The sequence below is a fragment of the Bacteroidota bacterium genome (assembly GCA_013696965.1).
In the GTDB taxonomy this organism is placed as follows: Bacteria; Bacteroidota; Bacteroidia; order JACCXN01; family JACCXN01; genus JACCXN01.
In genome coordinates this window covers 44,767-59,340 of record JACCXN010000010.1, presented here as the reverse complement: position 1 = coordinate 59,340, position 14,574 = coordinate 44,767, and the positions used below count along the sequence as shown (strand labels likewise).

Genomic DNA, 14,574 nt, shown 5'->3' with positions numbered 1-14,574 from the left:
TCTGTTAAATTTGCCACGCTTTTATGAGAGAAGATTATTTAATACAATTTAAAAAAACATGGAAGCTGGCATATCCAATATGTCTTAGCCACCTTGGGCATGTATTGGTTGGAGTGGCTGATAGTATTATGGTTGGGAATTACGGAGGTGAGGGAAGCCCAATCGGAGCTATATCTTTGGCTGCTGCTTCCCTTGCCAATGGTATCTTTTCAGTAGTACTTGTTTTTGGAATCGGTGTTTCTTTTGCAATTTCTACCCTTGTTGCATCAGCCGATGGCGAAAACAATAAAAGTAAAATTATGGAATTGCTTAAGCACTCCATCCTAATTTGCACTATTTTAGGTTTGTTATTGTTTCTTATTCTTTTTTTAGGCTCACCTGCCTTAAATTATTTTGGGCAAACTCCTGCTGTGGTGGAGCTTGCAATACCCTATTTTAGTATACTTGGTTTTTCCATGCTTCCACTTATGGTCTTTATGGCATTTAAAAATTTTGCCGAAGGTTTATCCTTTACTCGACAGGCAATGTATATTAGTATAATATCAAATCTTTTAAATGTTTTTCTAAATTATTTACTGATTTACGGGAAAATGGGATTTCCTGAAATGGGGCTAAATGGAGCGGGTTGGGCAACATTTATTTCCAGGGTATTAATGGCAGTAGCAATGTTTGTTTATATTTATAAATCCCCTCTTTTTTCTCCTTATAAAAAGGGTTTTAGCATCAGTAATTATTCATTTGAAATTATAAGAAAAATTACAAGGTTAGGAATTCCTATCGGACTTCAGTTTACTTTTGAGGTTGGTGCATTTGCCTTTGCTGCCATAATGATTGGATGGATTGGTGCAATTCAACTTGCTTCCCATCAAATTGCAATTACCCTTGCCTCTGTAACTTATATGCTGGCAAGTGGGATATCAGCAGCAACTACTGTAAGGGTTGGAAACCAATTTGGGGCAGGTAGTTTAAGTGGAGTCCGAATGGCTGGTTTTAGTGGTTTTATTTTATCTTTTGCATTTATGTTTACCGCTGCTTGTATATTTATTGTTTTTAGTAATTATTTGCCTCCACTTTTCAATCAACACGAAAAGGTTATTCAGTTAGCCTCTTCCCTTATTGTCATTGCCGCCTTGTTTCAGCTCTCTGATGGGGTGCAGGTTGTGGGACTAGGGGCATTAAGAGGAATGTCTGATGTTAAAGTACCAACTTTTATCACTGTAATTGCTTATTGGGGCTTAGCCTTGCCTTTATCCTACTTCTTAGGATTTACTTTAAACTTTGGCGCCCGAGGAATTTGGGTGGGATTATTAATTGGTTTATCAGTTGCTGCCGTTTTACTTTTTTCAAGATTTAACACAAAAAGTAAAGCTATATAATATGCCGTTGATCATTTGAATTTGCCATTTAAAAAAAAGTGTAATTTTATTGTATATTGTGAGTTAAATTTAAATCTTAGAAGTTTTTTGTATAAATAAATTTAAAATGAAAAATCAATTTTTTTTCTTCCTTTTCTTACTGATTAATTTTACTTCTATAAATGCTCAATCTTTTAGCATTTATGAGGATGATCCAATTAAGGTAAAAAAATATGTATTATCTAATGGGCTAACAGTTATGCTGAGTGAAAACCATGATTTGCCTCAGGTATATGGAATGGTTGTAGTTAAAGCAGGAGGAAAGAATGATCCTGCTGATGCTACAGGACTTGCCCATTATTTAGAGCATATGCTTTTTAAAGGTACAACAACCATGGGTACTATTGACTATGAAAATGAAAAGCCCTATCTGGATAAAATCAATGATCTTTACCAGGAATTAGGTCAAACCAAAGAAGATACTGCTAGAAAGAGGATTCAAAAAGAAATAAATGCTCAATCAGTAAGGGCTGCTGAATTTGCCATTGCAAACGAAATGGATAAAATTCTTGCAGAAATTGGATCAACAGGTGTAAACGCATTTACTACTGAGGAATTTACTGCTTATATCAATACTTTTCCCTCCAACCAGATGAAAAAGTGGTTGTCAATTTATAGCCATAGATTTCAAAATCCGGTATTCAGATTATTTCAAAGTGAACTTGAAACCGTTTACGAAGAAAAAAACAGAGGAAATGATAATGGTTTTAACCAGGTTTATGAAAAGCTCCTGGCCGGTTTTTATAAAAACCATCCTTATGGTCAACAATCCATTATTGGTTCAACAGAACACCTTAAAAATCCTCCCTTAAAAAAAATGTATGAATATTTTGATACTTATTATGTTGCTAATAATATGGCATTGATATTATCAGGGGATTTTAAAGCCGAGGAAGTCTTGCCGCTAATAGAAGCTGAATTTTCTTCCTGGAGAAAAGGTATTATCCCTGATTTTCCTTTATTTGAGGAAAAACCTTTTAATGGAAGGGAAAAAATTGAAGTTAAATTAACTCCAGTAAAAGTTGCCGTTATGGCCTTTAGAACTGTTCCAAACGGACATGCTGATCTTGCTGCACTTGAGATTTGCAATAAAATTTTGTCCAATGAGGAGCAAACAGGACTCCTGGATAAACTCATTCTTGATGGAGATGTAACAATGGCAGGCCTTTATCCTCTTTCCTATAATGATCATGGGGGTGCAATAGTTTTGGTTGTCCCCAAAATTATTGGACAGAGTGTAGAAAATGCTGAAGCAATGGTAAAGGAAAAGCTTAAACTGGTACAGCAAGGAGAATTTCCTGTGGAAAAATTAGAGGCTGTGAAATTAAATCAACGCAAACAAATTCTTGCTAAATGGGAAAAAAACGAGGATAGGGTTATGGAAATGGCCCAATCTTTTTCACAAGGAAAAGAATGGAATGAATACATTCAACTTGAAGAGCAAATTGCTAAGGTTACTATTGAGGATGTTAAGAGAGTGGCCCTGCAATACTATGGTGATAATTACTTGATGTTTATTTCGAAAATGGGTTTTCCAAAAAAAGAAAAACTCGAGAAGCCAGGATTTGAGCCAGTTATTCCAAAAAATGAAGTTAAATCTGAGTTTTACAGCAAATGGCAAGATATTCCTACATCAACCATAAATGCTAAATATGTAAACTTTGATAAGGATATAATTAAATCTGAAATAAAAAACAATGTGCATTTATTTACCGCTGAAAACCCTTTTAACGCTCTTTTTTCCATGGAAATTAAATATGGAACTGGAACTTTTGAATATCCCATTTTAAAATATACAGCTGAATACCTAAACCTTGTTGGAAGTAAATCAAATTCCGCGTCCGACTTAAGAGGCAAGCTGTATAAACTAGGATGTTCTTATTATTTTACTGCAAACAAAGATGAAATCATTTTGCATGTTGAAGGCATGGAACAGAATCTTAATGATGCCCTTTCTGTGCTTAATGAATTTGTATTAAATCCTCAGGAGGATGAAAAAAAGGTTAAAAAAGTACAGTCTGATATAAAAACAAACAATAAAATACAGAAACGCGAACCTTCATTTATTGCAGAAGCTTTACAGGAGTTTTCATTGTATGGTAATAACTCAATTTTTTTGAGGGATTTAACTAGTTCTGAAATTAGCAAATTAAAGGCCCTGGATTTAATTAAGGCTTTTGAAATTGCAAGTGAATATGAAATTACCATTAATTATACAGGCAGGAAACCTCATTCAGAAATTGTAGATGCTTTTTCATCAGCATTTATTTTTAAATCCAATTTAAAGCCTAAAAAGCCAAAAGTAGTATTGGACAGGGCTATTCCTAATGAAACTATAATTTATTTATGCAATAAAAAATCTGCTGTGCAAAGCCAGTTGTTTTTTAATATCGAGGGTAAATCCTTGGATTTGGAAACAGTGCCACAAATTGATGCCTTTAATGAATATTTCGGGGCAAACATGTCAAGCCTTGTTTTCCAGGAAATAAGGGAATTTCGTTCTCTTGCATATTCTGCACACGCTAATTACAGAACTGCAAAAATCAAAGGAAAGAATAATTTTTTCAGGGGATTTATTGGTTGCCAGGGTGATAAAACTATGGATGCGATGGAAGCCATGGTGAATTTAATTAATAACATGCCAGAAAAAACAGAAAGGGAGGAAATGATTAAATCTTCTTTAATTCAGACTTCACAATCCAACAGACCTGAATTTAGGAAGTTAATTAATACTTATCAGGCATGGAAAGATCAGGAGTACAGGGATGACCCAAACAAACTGAAAGCTCAGGCTTATACTCAACTGACTTTTGAAGATATCAAAAAGATATATGAAAGTGATATAAAAAATCAAAAGATGATAATTACAATTGTTGGAAATTCAAAAACCTTCGATATGGTAAAACTACAGTCATTTGGTAAAGTAATTCAAATAAAAGAAAAGAGTTTATTTGTAAATTAGTTTTGAACTGGCTGTTGGAATTACCTAGGTTGATAGTTGAAATTATCAAATGGCATTTCAATCTTGGCCCCCTTTGCTAAAAAAGGCCTGCGTTCTTTGAGTTAAATCGGATTAAACAGACTAAGCAAAAAACAAACATATTTAACATGCCTTTTTTTCTAGGTTAATTAACTCAGAATAAATTACAAAAGGCAGGAAGTTCTATATATGCAATGCGAGGAGTAAAAAATCAGGATGCTGCAATATCATCAATTAAAAACAAATAAATTTCTTTTGGACCATGAGCGCCTAATATTAAAGTTTTTTCAATATCAGCAGTTCTACTGGGCCCAGAAATTAAAGAAATCAAAGAGGGTGTAGATTCTGCATATTTTATTTTGATAGCTTTTAAAGCATCTTTAATATCATCAACAAGTTGAGAAGTATAGGCAATTACAATGTGGGTATCGGGAAAAATAGGAAGTTTTCTTCCAGAACTTTGCCTTGATGAAACCATTATACTTCCAGTGCGAGCCACAAGATACTCGCAAGTGGTAACAGTAACCTTACAATTTGTCATGCTTGTTAAATTGTCATCAAACTTTATTCCCGCATTATTAAAAAGTTCTTTAATGCTGTCTTGTCCACAAAATATTACCCCAAGTGCTGATTCCTGAACAAATTCCTTGAAAATTAATTGAAATTCATTTGTGTTTTCACAAAAAGCAAATTTGCCATTAAGGGCAGTAAACTTTTGAGCAAATACGATTTCCGGTGATTCTTCTATTTTACTATAAATAGGTGAATCAAAATCTATGTTTTCAGCATCTAGTTTTGCTGATTTATGAATTAAAGCATTTCTGACTTTTTTAAGGATTTTTTCTCTTGAAGTAGAATCTTTCATTCAAAATAAATTTTGAGAGTTAGTAATTAGATAAAAAAAGCAACAACTGCACTATTGCAATTGTTGCTAAATAAATTCAGTTAATTAAATTTTTTATCACTTGCACTTAATGGCGGGGTTTCCATAGGCACAGAGTTTTGTTCATCATTCTTTGCGTCCTCATTTTTTTCCCCTGCCTTTTCTTCAACCTTACTTGGTATAGAAATAACTATATCTTCATCCTTATCAAAAGGACGTTTTCCGAATATTTCCTGAAGATCTTCTTTAAAAATCACTTCTTTACTAAGAAGGGCATTTGCCAAAAGACTTAGTTTTTCTTTATTATTAAGAAGAATTTTCTTGGTTGTATCATAAGCTCTTTCAATAAGTTTTGAAACCTCTTCATCAATAAGTTGAGCAGTTTTTTCACTATATGGTTTTGTGAAAGAATACTCACTTCCAGTAGAATCATAGTAACTTATGTTTCCTAATTTGTCATTTAAACCATAAATAGCGGTCATGGCATAGGCCTGTTTGGTTATTTTTTCCAGATCGCTAAGTGCACCTGTTGAAATTTTCCCAAAAGTTATTTCTTCTGCGGCTCTTCCCCCTAGAGCTGCACACATTTCGTCAAATAATTGTTCTGTGGTTGTAATTTGCCTTTCTTCTGGTAAATACCAGGCAGCTCCAAGCGATTTGCCCCTAGGAACAATAGTAACTTTAACAAGTGGTGAAGCATGTTCAAGCAGCCAGCTAATAGTTGCATGGCCAGCTTCGTGGTATGCAATAACTTTTTTCTCCAGGGGAGATATAATTTTATTTTTCTTTTCAAGGCCACCAACAATTCTATCAACAGCATCAAGAAAATCCTGTTTGCCAATTGCTTCTTTGTCTTTTCTGGCTGCAATAAGTGCAGATTCATTGCATAAATTAGCAATATCAGCACCTGAAAAACCAGGAGTTTGTTTTGCTAAAAAATCAACATTAACAGAATCGTCCAGTTTAAGCGGTTTCAAATGTACTTGAAATATTTCTTTTCTTTCGTTCACATCAGGCATTTCAACATGAATTTGACGGTCAAATCTTCCAGCTCGCATTAAAGCCCCATCAAGAATATCAGCTCTGTTGGTAGCAGCAAGTACAATTATACCACTGTTAGTCCCAAAGCCGTCCATTTCTGTCAGTAATTGGTTGAGTGTGTTTTCACGTTCGTCATTTGCGCCTTGCATGGGATTTTTTCCTCTTGCTCTTCCAATGGCATCAATTTCATCAATAAATATGATACATGGAGCTTTTTCTTTGGCTTGTTTAAATAAATCCCTAACTCTTGAAGCACCAACTCCAACGAACATTTCTACAAAATCTGAACCAGAGAGGGAGAAAAAAGGAACCTTAGCTTCGCCAGCAACAGCTTTTGCAAGAAGGGTTTTACCAGTTCCAGGAGGTCCTACCAATAAGGCCCCTTTAGGGATTTTTGCACCCAGGGTAGTAAATTTTTTCGGATGTTTTAAAAATTCAACAATTTCTTTGATCTCAATTTTGGCTCCTTCGAGTCCTGCCACATCTTCAAAAGTAATATTGATATTTGTGTCCTGATCAAAAAGAGTAGCTTTTGATTTCCCGAAATTAAATATTTGTCCACCAGGTCCACCTCCACCACTCATTCTGCGCATTATAAAAATCCATAAACCAATCATCAATGCAATGGGTAAAATCCACCCTAATGCTTCTCCTCCCCAACTCTTACGGTGATCATAAATTACACTTACTTTTTCATTGTCTGCGTAATCCGATTGCGCCTCTTTTACCTGGCTTTCGAATGAATCTACAGAGCCGATAGGCAAATAATAATGAGGACCTTTATTTGGAGAATTTCCTAAGGATTTAGTTTTTACATTTTTATATTGTTCTTTTGATTCAAGAACTTCTGGCTTGATATAGATTTCCGCAATTAATTCATTGTTAACAATAACAATTTTTTCCACATCCCTGGATCTTAGCATTTTTTGCTCGAATTCCTGTCTTGTGGTTTCCTTTGTACTGCCACCAAAGTTAATAAGCTGAAGTCCAATAAACACAACTGCTATTATTCCATATATCCAATAAAAATTAAATCCCCCTTTTGGTTTTTTACCACCTTTGGAAAACTTGTCTTTTACTTTGTCAAAAGGATTCTTATTCGTTTGTTTATTATTTTTGTTGTTATTATCTGTCATTTAAATTGTATATAAGTCATTATAGTTAATCTATTAACGCAAAATAGCGCCATTTATTCCAGAAATACTCAGGAGCTAATTGCCTGTGTTTCTGCATCAGCCCAAAGGGCCTCAAGTCTGTAAAAATCCCTGTGTTCCTTTTGAAAAACATGCACCACAACATTTACATAATCTAAAAGTATCCATTCAGCATTTTCGAAACCCTCCCTGTGCCAAGGTCCTTCGCCCAGGGCTTTTTTCACTTCATGCTCCACTGATCCGGCAATAGCATCAACCTGTGTATTTGAGTCACCGTGGCAAACTACAAAAAAATCGCTAACAGCATTATGAACATTTCTTAAATCCAAGCAAACTATATCTTTTGCTTTTTTTTCCTGCATTCCTTTAATTACAATTTCTGCAAGTATTGCACTTTCTTCTTTGTTTTTATTTATCTTCATTCCAAATATTTAATTTTGCTAGCAAAAATATGAAATTTTTGCTAGGATTAATTTTAATAATGATTTTTGAATTGTCAATCTTTATGCCACAGCCTCTATGAAAACATTATTTATAGGACAAAGGCTTATACAGCTTGATAAAGTTGAGTCAACAAATATATTTGCCTCAGAATTAATTTCCAATTCATTTGTTCCTGAAGGCACTCTCATTACTGCAAAGGAGCAAACCTTAGGCAGGGGGCAAAGAGGTACATCCTGGATTAGTGAACCTGGCAAAAATATTATATTAAGTGTTGTACTTAAGCCTGCCTTTTTGTCTGTAACTAATCAATTTCAACTCAATAAAGCGCTTGCTCTTGCTGTCAGGGATTTATTTTTACATTATACTTTAAATAATGTCACTGTTAAATGGCCTAATGATATTTATATCAATGATGCAAAGCTAGCCGGTATCTTAATTCAAAATCAAATAAAAAACGCTTTTATAACTTATTCTATTGTAGGAATTGGAATTAATGTAAACCAAGAGAAGTTTCCTTGGGATATTCCCCATGCCAATTCACTTAAAAATATTACCGGAATAGATTATAACCTGAATGAATGCATTGAAAAATTATGTGAATATATTGAGAAAAGGTATCTGCAATTGCGCAGCAACTTTACTATAGATACTGAATATTTGCAAAATTTATATAAATTTGATCAGCAGGCAGACTTCCTGGTTAATGAACAATTTGTAAAAGGAAAGATAACAGGCATTACAACCCAGGGAAAGTTAGTTGTTACTCATTCAGAAAATTGTATAAAGCATTATGATCTGAAGGAAATCAAATTTTACCCGTAAATTTCTTCCATTTTAGCCACGAGCATATTAAAGAAATTAGTTAATGGTTTTTCTGCCATCATTTTAAGAAATGGATTTATATCTCCACGGAAAATGAAGAAAGCTATTGATTTGTCCAAGCCTTCAGGCTCTATATAAACGTTTAGGGTAAATTCAAATGGATTTTTACCATGAGAAATAATGTTTATTTCAGAATGAGGAACTGTTTTTTCTATTTTCATTCCAATATCAGCCATTCCACTGATATTAAAAGAACATGTTTCGCTTGTGGCAGTCCATTTTTCTATTTTATCTTTAGGCATTAATTTTTCAAAGTTTCTAAAATCAGAAAGAAATTCAAAAATTTCATTTTGCGACTTATTAAGGGATGCTTTTTTAGTTTCTATTTTCATAGCATTTTATTTTTTCCAGTTTTGAGGATTTTCTCTCCACTCTTTCAAAGATACTAAATCATCCTTGCTAATATGCGATAATTCTTTGGCTTGTTCAATAAGAAAATCATAATTGCTTAAAACTACATATTTACACTTATGAGCAAGGAAATTTTCCTCTGCAATATTAAATCCGTATGAGAAAATGGCAGCAAGACCTTTAACTTCGCAACCATTAGCTCTTAAAGCCTCCACAGCTTTTAAACTACTCATTCCAGTTGAAATTAAATCTTCAATTACCACAACGGATTGCCCAGGCTCAATAACCCCCTCAATTTGATTTGTCATGCCGTGGCTTTTTGCTTCGGATCGAACATATACAAAAGGCAATCCCATTTCTTGGGCCACCAGAACCCCTTGGGCAATTCCAGCAGTGGCAACACCAGCTATAACATCAGGTTTTCCAAATTCTTCAATTATCGCATTTACCAATTGTTGTCTTATATAAGTGCGGATTTGTGGATATGAAAGTGTTTTCCTGTTGTCGCAATAAATAGGGGACTTCCATCCTGATGCCCAGGTAAAGGGATTAGAAGGTTGCAATTTAATTGCTTTTATTTGCAATAAAAATTCTGATATTTTTATTGCCGAATCTTCATATAAACTCATGCCGCAAATATATTTATATTTAATGATTTGAGGTGTTAATTTTCTAGTGCTATGTATAAAATATTTATTAACAATAAATGTATTGAACTTACTGATAACAATACGGATTTGAAAGAAGGAACAATGAGGATTGAATATGAAAATCATGGAACCTTTGAATATGCCGTACAAGTCCTTTCAAATAGAAAAGATATTTTATGTGTAAGAATTGAACATTTAGACCCAGATTATTTACTTGGAAAATTACTTGCCAAATATAAAATTATATTGGCTGCAGGAGGATTGGTTGAGAATGAACAGGGGGAATTATTAATTATTTTTCGTCATCAGAAATGGGACTTGCCTAAGGGGAAACTCAAAAAAAACGAAAATGAGGCATTGGGTGCAATACGTGAGGTGCAGGAGGAGTGCGGGGTTAAAAATCTAACAATTGTTTCACCCTTAAGCCCTACTTATCATATTTATGAATTAAAAGGAAAATTGATTTTAAAGAAAACTTTTTGGTTTAAAATGTTCTGTGAAAAAAAACAGGACCTTGTTCCACAACTCGAGGAAGATATAACAAAGGTAGAATGGTTTAAACCGGAAAACCTAAATAAAGTATATGCAAATACCTATGGATCAATTGCACAAGTGTTAAATGAATTTCAAAATAAAAGGCTGGATTGATTTTTTACACTAGTTATCAAGGAAGAGGAAATAAGGCAAATAGGATAAGAATTCTGAATTGCTTCTGGTTTATTTTTCTCCTACTTTATGTTTTTTTGTTGGAATAAAAGTTGCCTGATGTAAGCTTTTTTCAATGTTTTCAGGAGAAGGTGCAGGGGCTTCGATAAATTGACCTTCAGGAGAAATAAGGAAATAAGCAGGCAAAGCCCTGGCATTGTAATCATCAATAATTTTTTGACTGTTACTATAATGCAGACTAATCCAGGGATAATTATATTTTTTCGCGAAATTTAAAAAATCTGTTTTGTTCTTATCAGAGGAAACGCTTATAAAAACAATGTCTTTTCCGTATTTTTCATGTAGTGCAGACATTAGTCTGAGTTCCTGAACACAGGAGGTACACCATGTTGCCCAAAATCCTAAGTAAACATACTTTCCCCTGAATTGCATAAGGGAAATTTTATTTCCATTTATATCTGCAAGTTCAAAGTCTGGGGCGGTTTTTCCTGCATCAAACCTGGTTAAACTATATAGTATTTGTGTAGCCGTTTTACGGTTTAGGGCAAATTCGGATTTTTCAGAAATTACTTTTAGTAAATAATTAATGCTTTTTTTATCAAAATCATCCTTGTTGTATATTTCCTGTAAGCCTTTTATTAAAACAAGTTCTCTTAACTCCGGGTGTTGCAACAAACTATCCTTTTTCAATATATTTATGAGTCCGGGATAATCCTTGCGGGTGTTGATTAAATTAGCAATTTCAGTCCCCTTTTTATTTAAGGAGAGCGTATGCAGGTAGTTGATGTAAAATTCGCTTAAAAAATGAACGTATTCAGGATTCTCATGCAACACCGGTTTATCATGCAGGTATTGTTTGTATAATTTTGTTTTGGAGGCAAAAGAAAGCTGTTCCAAAGAGGCTATACTATAATTGATGTAATTGTTCAGAAATGGATTTTTTACATTTATATAATCCTTCCTTAATTTCAGAATAAATTCATCAATATTAGGTTTAGCAGCTTTTCTAATAATCAGGGGATAATTATCTTCAATGAATTTATCGTACTTTTCATTAAATATTCCAATGAGTGCATTGAGTTCCTTGTTATCCTGGTTAATTATATTAATTCCAACATGGTTAATGTTGCCAGCAATCTCTTTTCCCTTTTCAACTGCTGGGAAATTCACAGTATATGTTTTTCCCGGTTCAATATAAAAATGGCCTGCAACATTATCAATTCTTAAAAATGCCTTACATGTGAATGGAATATCAGAAGGTAATTTAAAATTACCGCTATTGTCAATGGTTGATGTGGCAAGAAGTTTTACATTGAAAGAAAAATAATCTTCATAAATATAAAGTCCTATTTTTTCATTTTTGTAGCTTTCTGCCGTACCATTAACAACTACATATGCAGCAGTACCAATAAGTGGAAACAAGGTTGAAATTAAAAACAGGCAAAAGTTATAAAATATCTGTTTCATTAATTGTTATTTGTTTTGGTATAAAAGCACTAACAGAACCTTTGTTTTTTATTATATCACGCACAATGGATGAATTTATTGCTGACAACTCAGGAGTTGTTACTAAAAAAACAGATTCAATAGTGTTTTGCATAGCATAATTCATTTGGGCAATATTCCTCTCGAACTCAAAATCAGCAGAGGATCTAAGACCTCTTAAAATATATCCGGCATTGTTTTTCAGACAAAAATCAGTTGTTAAACCTGAATATGAAGCAATTTTTATACGTGGTTCATCACCAAAAATTTCATTGAGCCATTCTATTCTTCTATCCAATGAAAACATATATTTTTTTTTGGTATTAACTCCGATGCCAATTATTATTTGATCAAAAAGTGGGAGTGCCCTTTTTATTAAAGCTTCATGTCCTATAGTAACTGGATCAAATGAGCCGGGAAATACCGCTGTTTTTTTCATAGGTGTGTAAATATGGAAATTCAAAATTAGAAAAACAAATAATGTTTAACAGACAATTTTGTTACTAATATGGGAAATGTTTTCCTGTTTTGTAACAAATATATATACAATTGGCTGCTGAATGAAATTATTTAAAAAAATAGAAAGAATAAACTTTAGTATACTAATTCAATTTATATTAAATACTGTATAATCTACTTCTTTGCCCTAATTCAACTCTAAAAGGAAACATTTTATCTTATATTAACTATTGAAAATCAGGCACATAATTTTCAAAGCCCTATAATTTAAAAAGATATACTAATTTATTGAGGAAAGAAGTGAGTGGATTTAATGTAAAAAGTGAATACAACACCCAAGGGAATTGGAATTGGTCGGTTTTTTGAGCTATAAAAATAAACAAAAAAATAATTATAGTACTATGAAATTGCCATGCACGAACCGTTCACAAACGCTAATGAATATAACATGGCTATCCCGATAAATCGGGATGACATTTAAAAAACAAATGCTTTAGCATTCTTGAGTTCCTTAAAGGAAAAATTAAAAACAAATAAATTATATACATATGAAATAGCCATGCACGAACCGTTCACAAACACTAATGAATATAACATGGTTATACCATATGACAGTTAAAAACAAATTATATACATATGAAAATAAAAAAGCAAATAGCCACAAAAAAGTCCATAAAGCCTGTTCGAAAGCGCGAAAGGCCAGAAATAACAAGGGAAGATGATCAAGTAAGGGAAGAAAAAGACCTTGAGGAATTTGAAGAAGAATTAGAAGATGAATTGTTTGGAGAATTCGATGCTATAGAAGTCGAAGAGGATGAGGGTGAAAAAATCACTTATGGGTCTTTTTTTTCACCAAAGGATGGGGATTTAGGTGATGAGTCAGAGGATACCGGTGACCTGCCAGAAACTTTAAGGAAAAACCGATATGATCCTACTTTATCCGCACCTCCTGAATCCTCCTCGGAGCCGGATAATGATGAATTACTTGAAAATATGCGGGTAACAAATGAGGATAAGGCAGGATTAGGATATGGAGCTAATGATTATTCAGAGGAAGAGTAAAAAACACAAAAAAAAAGGCCGCCTTAAGGCAGCCTTTTTTAAATTAAATTTATCAATTATTTAGTAAAAGTAATTGTATAAACTCTTTTTACAGTTCCACAAGTAACACTTACTGGATCAATAATGATTTTTTCTAAAACTAAAGATGTAGCAGATATAGTTTTAACATTGTAATAACCAGATCCACCTGTAGCAGTTCCACTGTAAGTCATTAATTTACCATCAGAAGATAACATCCAAGATGAAGTATTTCCTGTAGTTTGGTTTCCTGTAGGGAAAAACTCAACAACATCTCCATTGTATTTAAATTCAGCAGTTGTTGGGATATTAGCATTAGTATAAGTTCCGTTTGCAGCACATCCTCCAGCACCTGTAGAACCAGAAGTTACAACTACATCAGAAGTATAGTTCCATTTACCTACTAATAAAGCTTTTGTAGAAGCCTCTGGAGTTCCACCACCTATAGCCAAATCAACTGATTTGAAGCTTTCTGTGTTTCCTTGAGTAGCTCTAAGAGTTACTGTATAAACACCAGCATCAGTAAAAGTTTCTGCAATTGTTTTTGTAGAACCTAAATAACCTGAAGCTCCACTAGTACTTGTGTAATTCCAGCTGTATGAAACAGCATAACCTTTATCACTAAAAGTAGTTGTGTTTGTAAATACAATTGGTTCACCTTTTGCAAAACTTGTTTTTGTAGTTGAAAAATTAGCAGTTGGCCCGGTTACTGTAATTACAGTACTTGAACTTGCTTTTAAACTCTTGCCTTTTTCAGCATTTTTATCTAAAGAAATAGTCTGAGATACAGTATATGCACCTGCTTTACTATAAATATGACTTGGATTTCTGTCCCACGATTGGTTTCCATCACCAAAATCCCACATGAAAGAAGAATTTTTTCTTTCTTCTTCATTATCAGTAAAAGATACTGCTTCACCAATTGCAACTTCAGAAGCACTAGAAGTAAAGCCTGGAGCTACTTCTTTTTTACAAGAAGATGTAATCAATAATGCGCCAAATCCCAAAAGAGCGGCTGATTTCATAAAATTTGTTTTCATAAATTTATTTTTTTTTAAGGTTTAGTATGCAAATGTAAGTAAAT

13 protein-coding genes are annotated in these 14,574 nt (G+C 33.4%); 5 read left to right on the top strand and 8 right to left on the bottom strand.

Annotated elements, in window-relative coordinates; genetic code table 11:
* The first annotated feature begins 23 nt into the window (after positions 1 to 23).
* Together H0V01_02270 and H0V01_02265 are read left to right on the top strand one after the other, a co-directional pair.
* The gene (locus H0V01_02270; GenBank protein ID MBA2582195.1) at positions 24 to 1,376 is read left to right on the top strand and encodes an MATE family efflux transporter; all 1,353 of its coding nucleotides are present in this window, start codon (positions 24 to 26) and stop codon (positions 1,374 to 1,376) included.
* Between the two features lie 106 nt (positions 1,377 to 1,482).
* Entirely contained in the window at positions 1,483 to 4,377 is a 2,895-nt protein-coding gene (locus H0V01_02265) for an insulinase family protein (GenBank protein MBA2582194.1), read from the top strand.
* Positions 4,378 to 4,606: 229 nt separating this feature from the next.
* Here H0V01_02265 and H0V01_02260 read toward each other — a convergent pair whose 3' ends face one another.
* From H0V01_02260 to rsfS, 3 genes are all read right to left on the bottom strand, one after another.
* Positions 4,607 to 5,260 carry a lactate utilization protein gene (locus H0V01_02260; GenBank protein MBA2582193.1) on the bottom strand — a complete coding sequence of 218 codons (654 nt, stop codon included), beginning with the start codon at positions 5,258 to 5,260 and terminating at the stop codon, positions 4,607 to 4,609.
* 80 nt (positions 5,261 to 5,340) lie between these two features.
* Positions 5,341 to 7,455: an ATP-dependent metallopeptidase FtsH/Yme1/Tma family protein gene (locus H0V01_02255; protein MBA2582192.1), complete on the bottom strand. Its 2,115-nt coding sequence runs from the start codon at positions 7,453 to 7,455 to the stop codon at positions 5,341 to 5,343.
* Between the two features lie 68 nt (positions 7,456 to 7,523).
* Positions 7,524 to 7,895: a ribosome silencing factor gene (gene rsfS / locus H0V01_02250; GenBank protein ID MBA2582191.1), complete on the bottom strand. Its 372-nt coding sequence runs from the start codon at positions 7,893 to 7,895 to the stop codon at positions 7,524 to 7,526.
* A 97-nt stretch (positions 7,896 to 7,992) separates the two neighbouring features.
* On the opposite strand from rsfS, the gene H0V01_02245 reads away from it, so the two are divergent.
* Positions 7,993 to 8,739 carry a biotin--[acetyl-CoA-carboxylase] ligase gene (locus tag H0V01_02245; protein MBA2582190.1) on the top strand — a complete coding sequence of 249 codons (747 nt, stop codon included), beginning with the start codon at positions 7,993 to 7,995 and terminating at the stop codon, positions 8,737 to 8,739.
* On the opposite strand, the gene H0V01_02240 is transcribed toward H0V01_02245, so the two are convergent.
* Both H0V01_02240 and H0V01_02235 read right to left on the bottom strand, forming a co-directional pair.
* The gene (locus H0V01_02240; protein ID MBA2582189.1) at positions 8,730 to 9,131 is read right to left on the bottom strand and encodes a hypothetical protein; all 402 of its coding nucleotides are present in this window, start codon (positions 9,129 to 9,131) and stop codon (positions 8,730 to 8,732) included. The two genes, H0V01_02245 and H0V01_02240, sit on opposite strands and share 10 nt — an antisense overlap.
* A gap of 6 nt (positions 9,132 to 9,137) precedes the next feature.
* Positions 9,138 to 9,779: an orotate phosphoribosyltransferase gene (locus H0V01_02235; GenBank protein MBA2582188.1), complete on the bottom strand. Its 642-nt coding sequence runs from the start codon at positions 9,777 to 9,779 to the stop codon at positions 9,138 to 9,140.
* A 51-nt stretch (positions 9,780 to 9,830) separates the two neighbouring features.
* Here H0V01_02235 and H0V01_02230 point away from each other — a divergent pair, with 51 nt between their 5' ends.
* Complete coding sequence (locus H0V01_02230) at positions 9,831 to 10,448, top strand: NUDIX domain-containing protein (protein MBA2582187.1); 618 nt, start codon at positions 9,831 to 9,833, stop codon at positions 10,446 to 10,448.
* A gap of 69 nt (positions 10,449 to 10,517) precedes the next feature.
* On the opposite strand, the gene H0V01_02225 is transcribed toward H0V01_02230, so the two are convergent.
* On the bottom strand, positions 10,518 to 11,933 hold the full coding sequence (locus H0V01_02225; protein ID MBA2582186.1) for a TlpA family protein disulfide reductase: 1,416 nt from the start codon (positions 11,931 to 11,933) through the stop codon (positions 10,518 to 10,520).
* Positions 11,914 to 12,390, bottom strand: coding sequence for a pantetheine-phosphate adenylyltransferase (gene coaD / locus H0V01_02220; protein MBA2582185.1), 477 nt, complete (start codon positions 12,388 to 12,390; stop codon positions 11,914 to 11,916). Before coaD ends, H0V01_02225 begins: the two co-directional genes overlap by 20 nt.
* 656 nt (positions 12,391 to 13,046) lie before the next feature.
* Between coaD and H0V01_02215 the strand changes: the two genes are divergently transcribed.
* Positions 13,047 to 13,472, top strand: coding sequence for a hypothetical protein (locus H0V01_02215; protein ID MBA2582184.1), 426 nt, complete (start codon positions 13,047 to 13,049; stop codon positions 13,470 to 13,472).
* Positions 13,473 to 13,528: 56 nt separating this feature from the next.
* Here the strand turns inward: H0V01_02215 and H0V01_02210 are convergent, their stop codons facing one another.
* Complete coding sequence (locus H0V01_02210) at positions 13,529 to 14,530, bottom strand: PKD domain-containing protein (protein MBA2582183.1); 1,002 nt, start codon at positions 14,528 to 14,530, stop codon at positions 13,529 to 13,531.
* Between the last annotated feature and the right edge of the window lie 44 nt (positions 14,531 to 14,574).

Coding starts and splice junctions, on each gene's coding strand:
- H0V01_02225 (MBA2582186.1), bottom strand. CDS start 11,933: ATGAAACAGATATTTTATAACTTTTGCCTGTTTTTAATTTCAACCTTG.
- H0V01_02265 (MBA2582194.1), top strand. CDS start 1,483: ATGAAAAATCAATTTTTTTTCTTCCTTTTCTTACTGATTAATTTTACT.
- coaD (MBA2582185.1), bottom strand. CDS start 12,390: ATGAAAAAAACAGCGGTATTTCCCGGCTCATTTGATCCAGTTACTATA.
- H0V01_02230 (MBA2582187.1), top strand. CDS start 9,831: ATGTATAAAATATTTATTAACAATAAATGTATTGAACTTACTGATAAC.
- H0V01_02215 (MBA2582184.1), top strand. CDS start 13,047: ATGAAAATAAAAAAGCAAATAGCCACAAAAAAGTCCATAAAGCCTGTT.
- H0V01_02260 (MBA2582193.1), bottom strand. CDS start 5,260: ATGAAAGATTCTACTTCAAGAGAAAAAATCCTTAAAAAAGTCAGAAAT.
- H0V01_02255 (MBA2582192.1), bottom strand. CDS start 7,455: ATGACAGATAATAACAACAAAAATAATAAACAAACGAATAAGAATCCT.
- H0V01_02270 (MBA2582195.1), top strand. CDS start 24: ATGAGAGAAGATTATTTAATACAATTTAAAAAAACATGGAAGCTGGCA.
- H0V01_02240 (MBA2582189.1), bottom strand. CDS start 9,131: ATGAAAATAGAAACTAAAAAAGCATCCCTTAATAAGTCGCAAAATGAA.
- H0V01_02235 (MBA2582188.1), bottom strand. CDS start 9,779: ATGAGTTTATATGAAGATTCGGCAATAAAAATATCAGAATTTTTATTG.
- H0V01_02245 (MBA2582190.1), top strand. CDS start 7,993: ATGAAAACATTATTTATAGGACAAAGGCTTATACAGCTTGATAAAGTT.
- rsfS (MBA2582191.1), bottom strand. CDS start 7,895: ATGAAGATAAATAAAAACAAAGAAGAAAGTGCAATACTTGCAGAAATT.
- H0V01_02210 (MBA2582183.1), bottom strand. CDS start 14,530: ATGAAAACAAATTTTATGAAATCAGCCGCTCTTTTGGGATTTGGCGCA.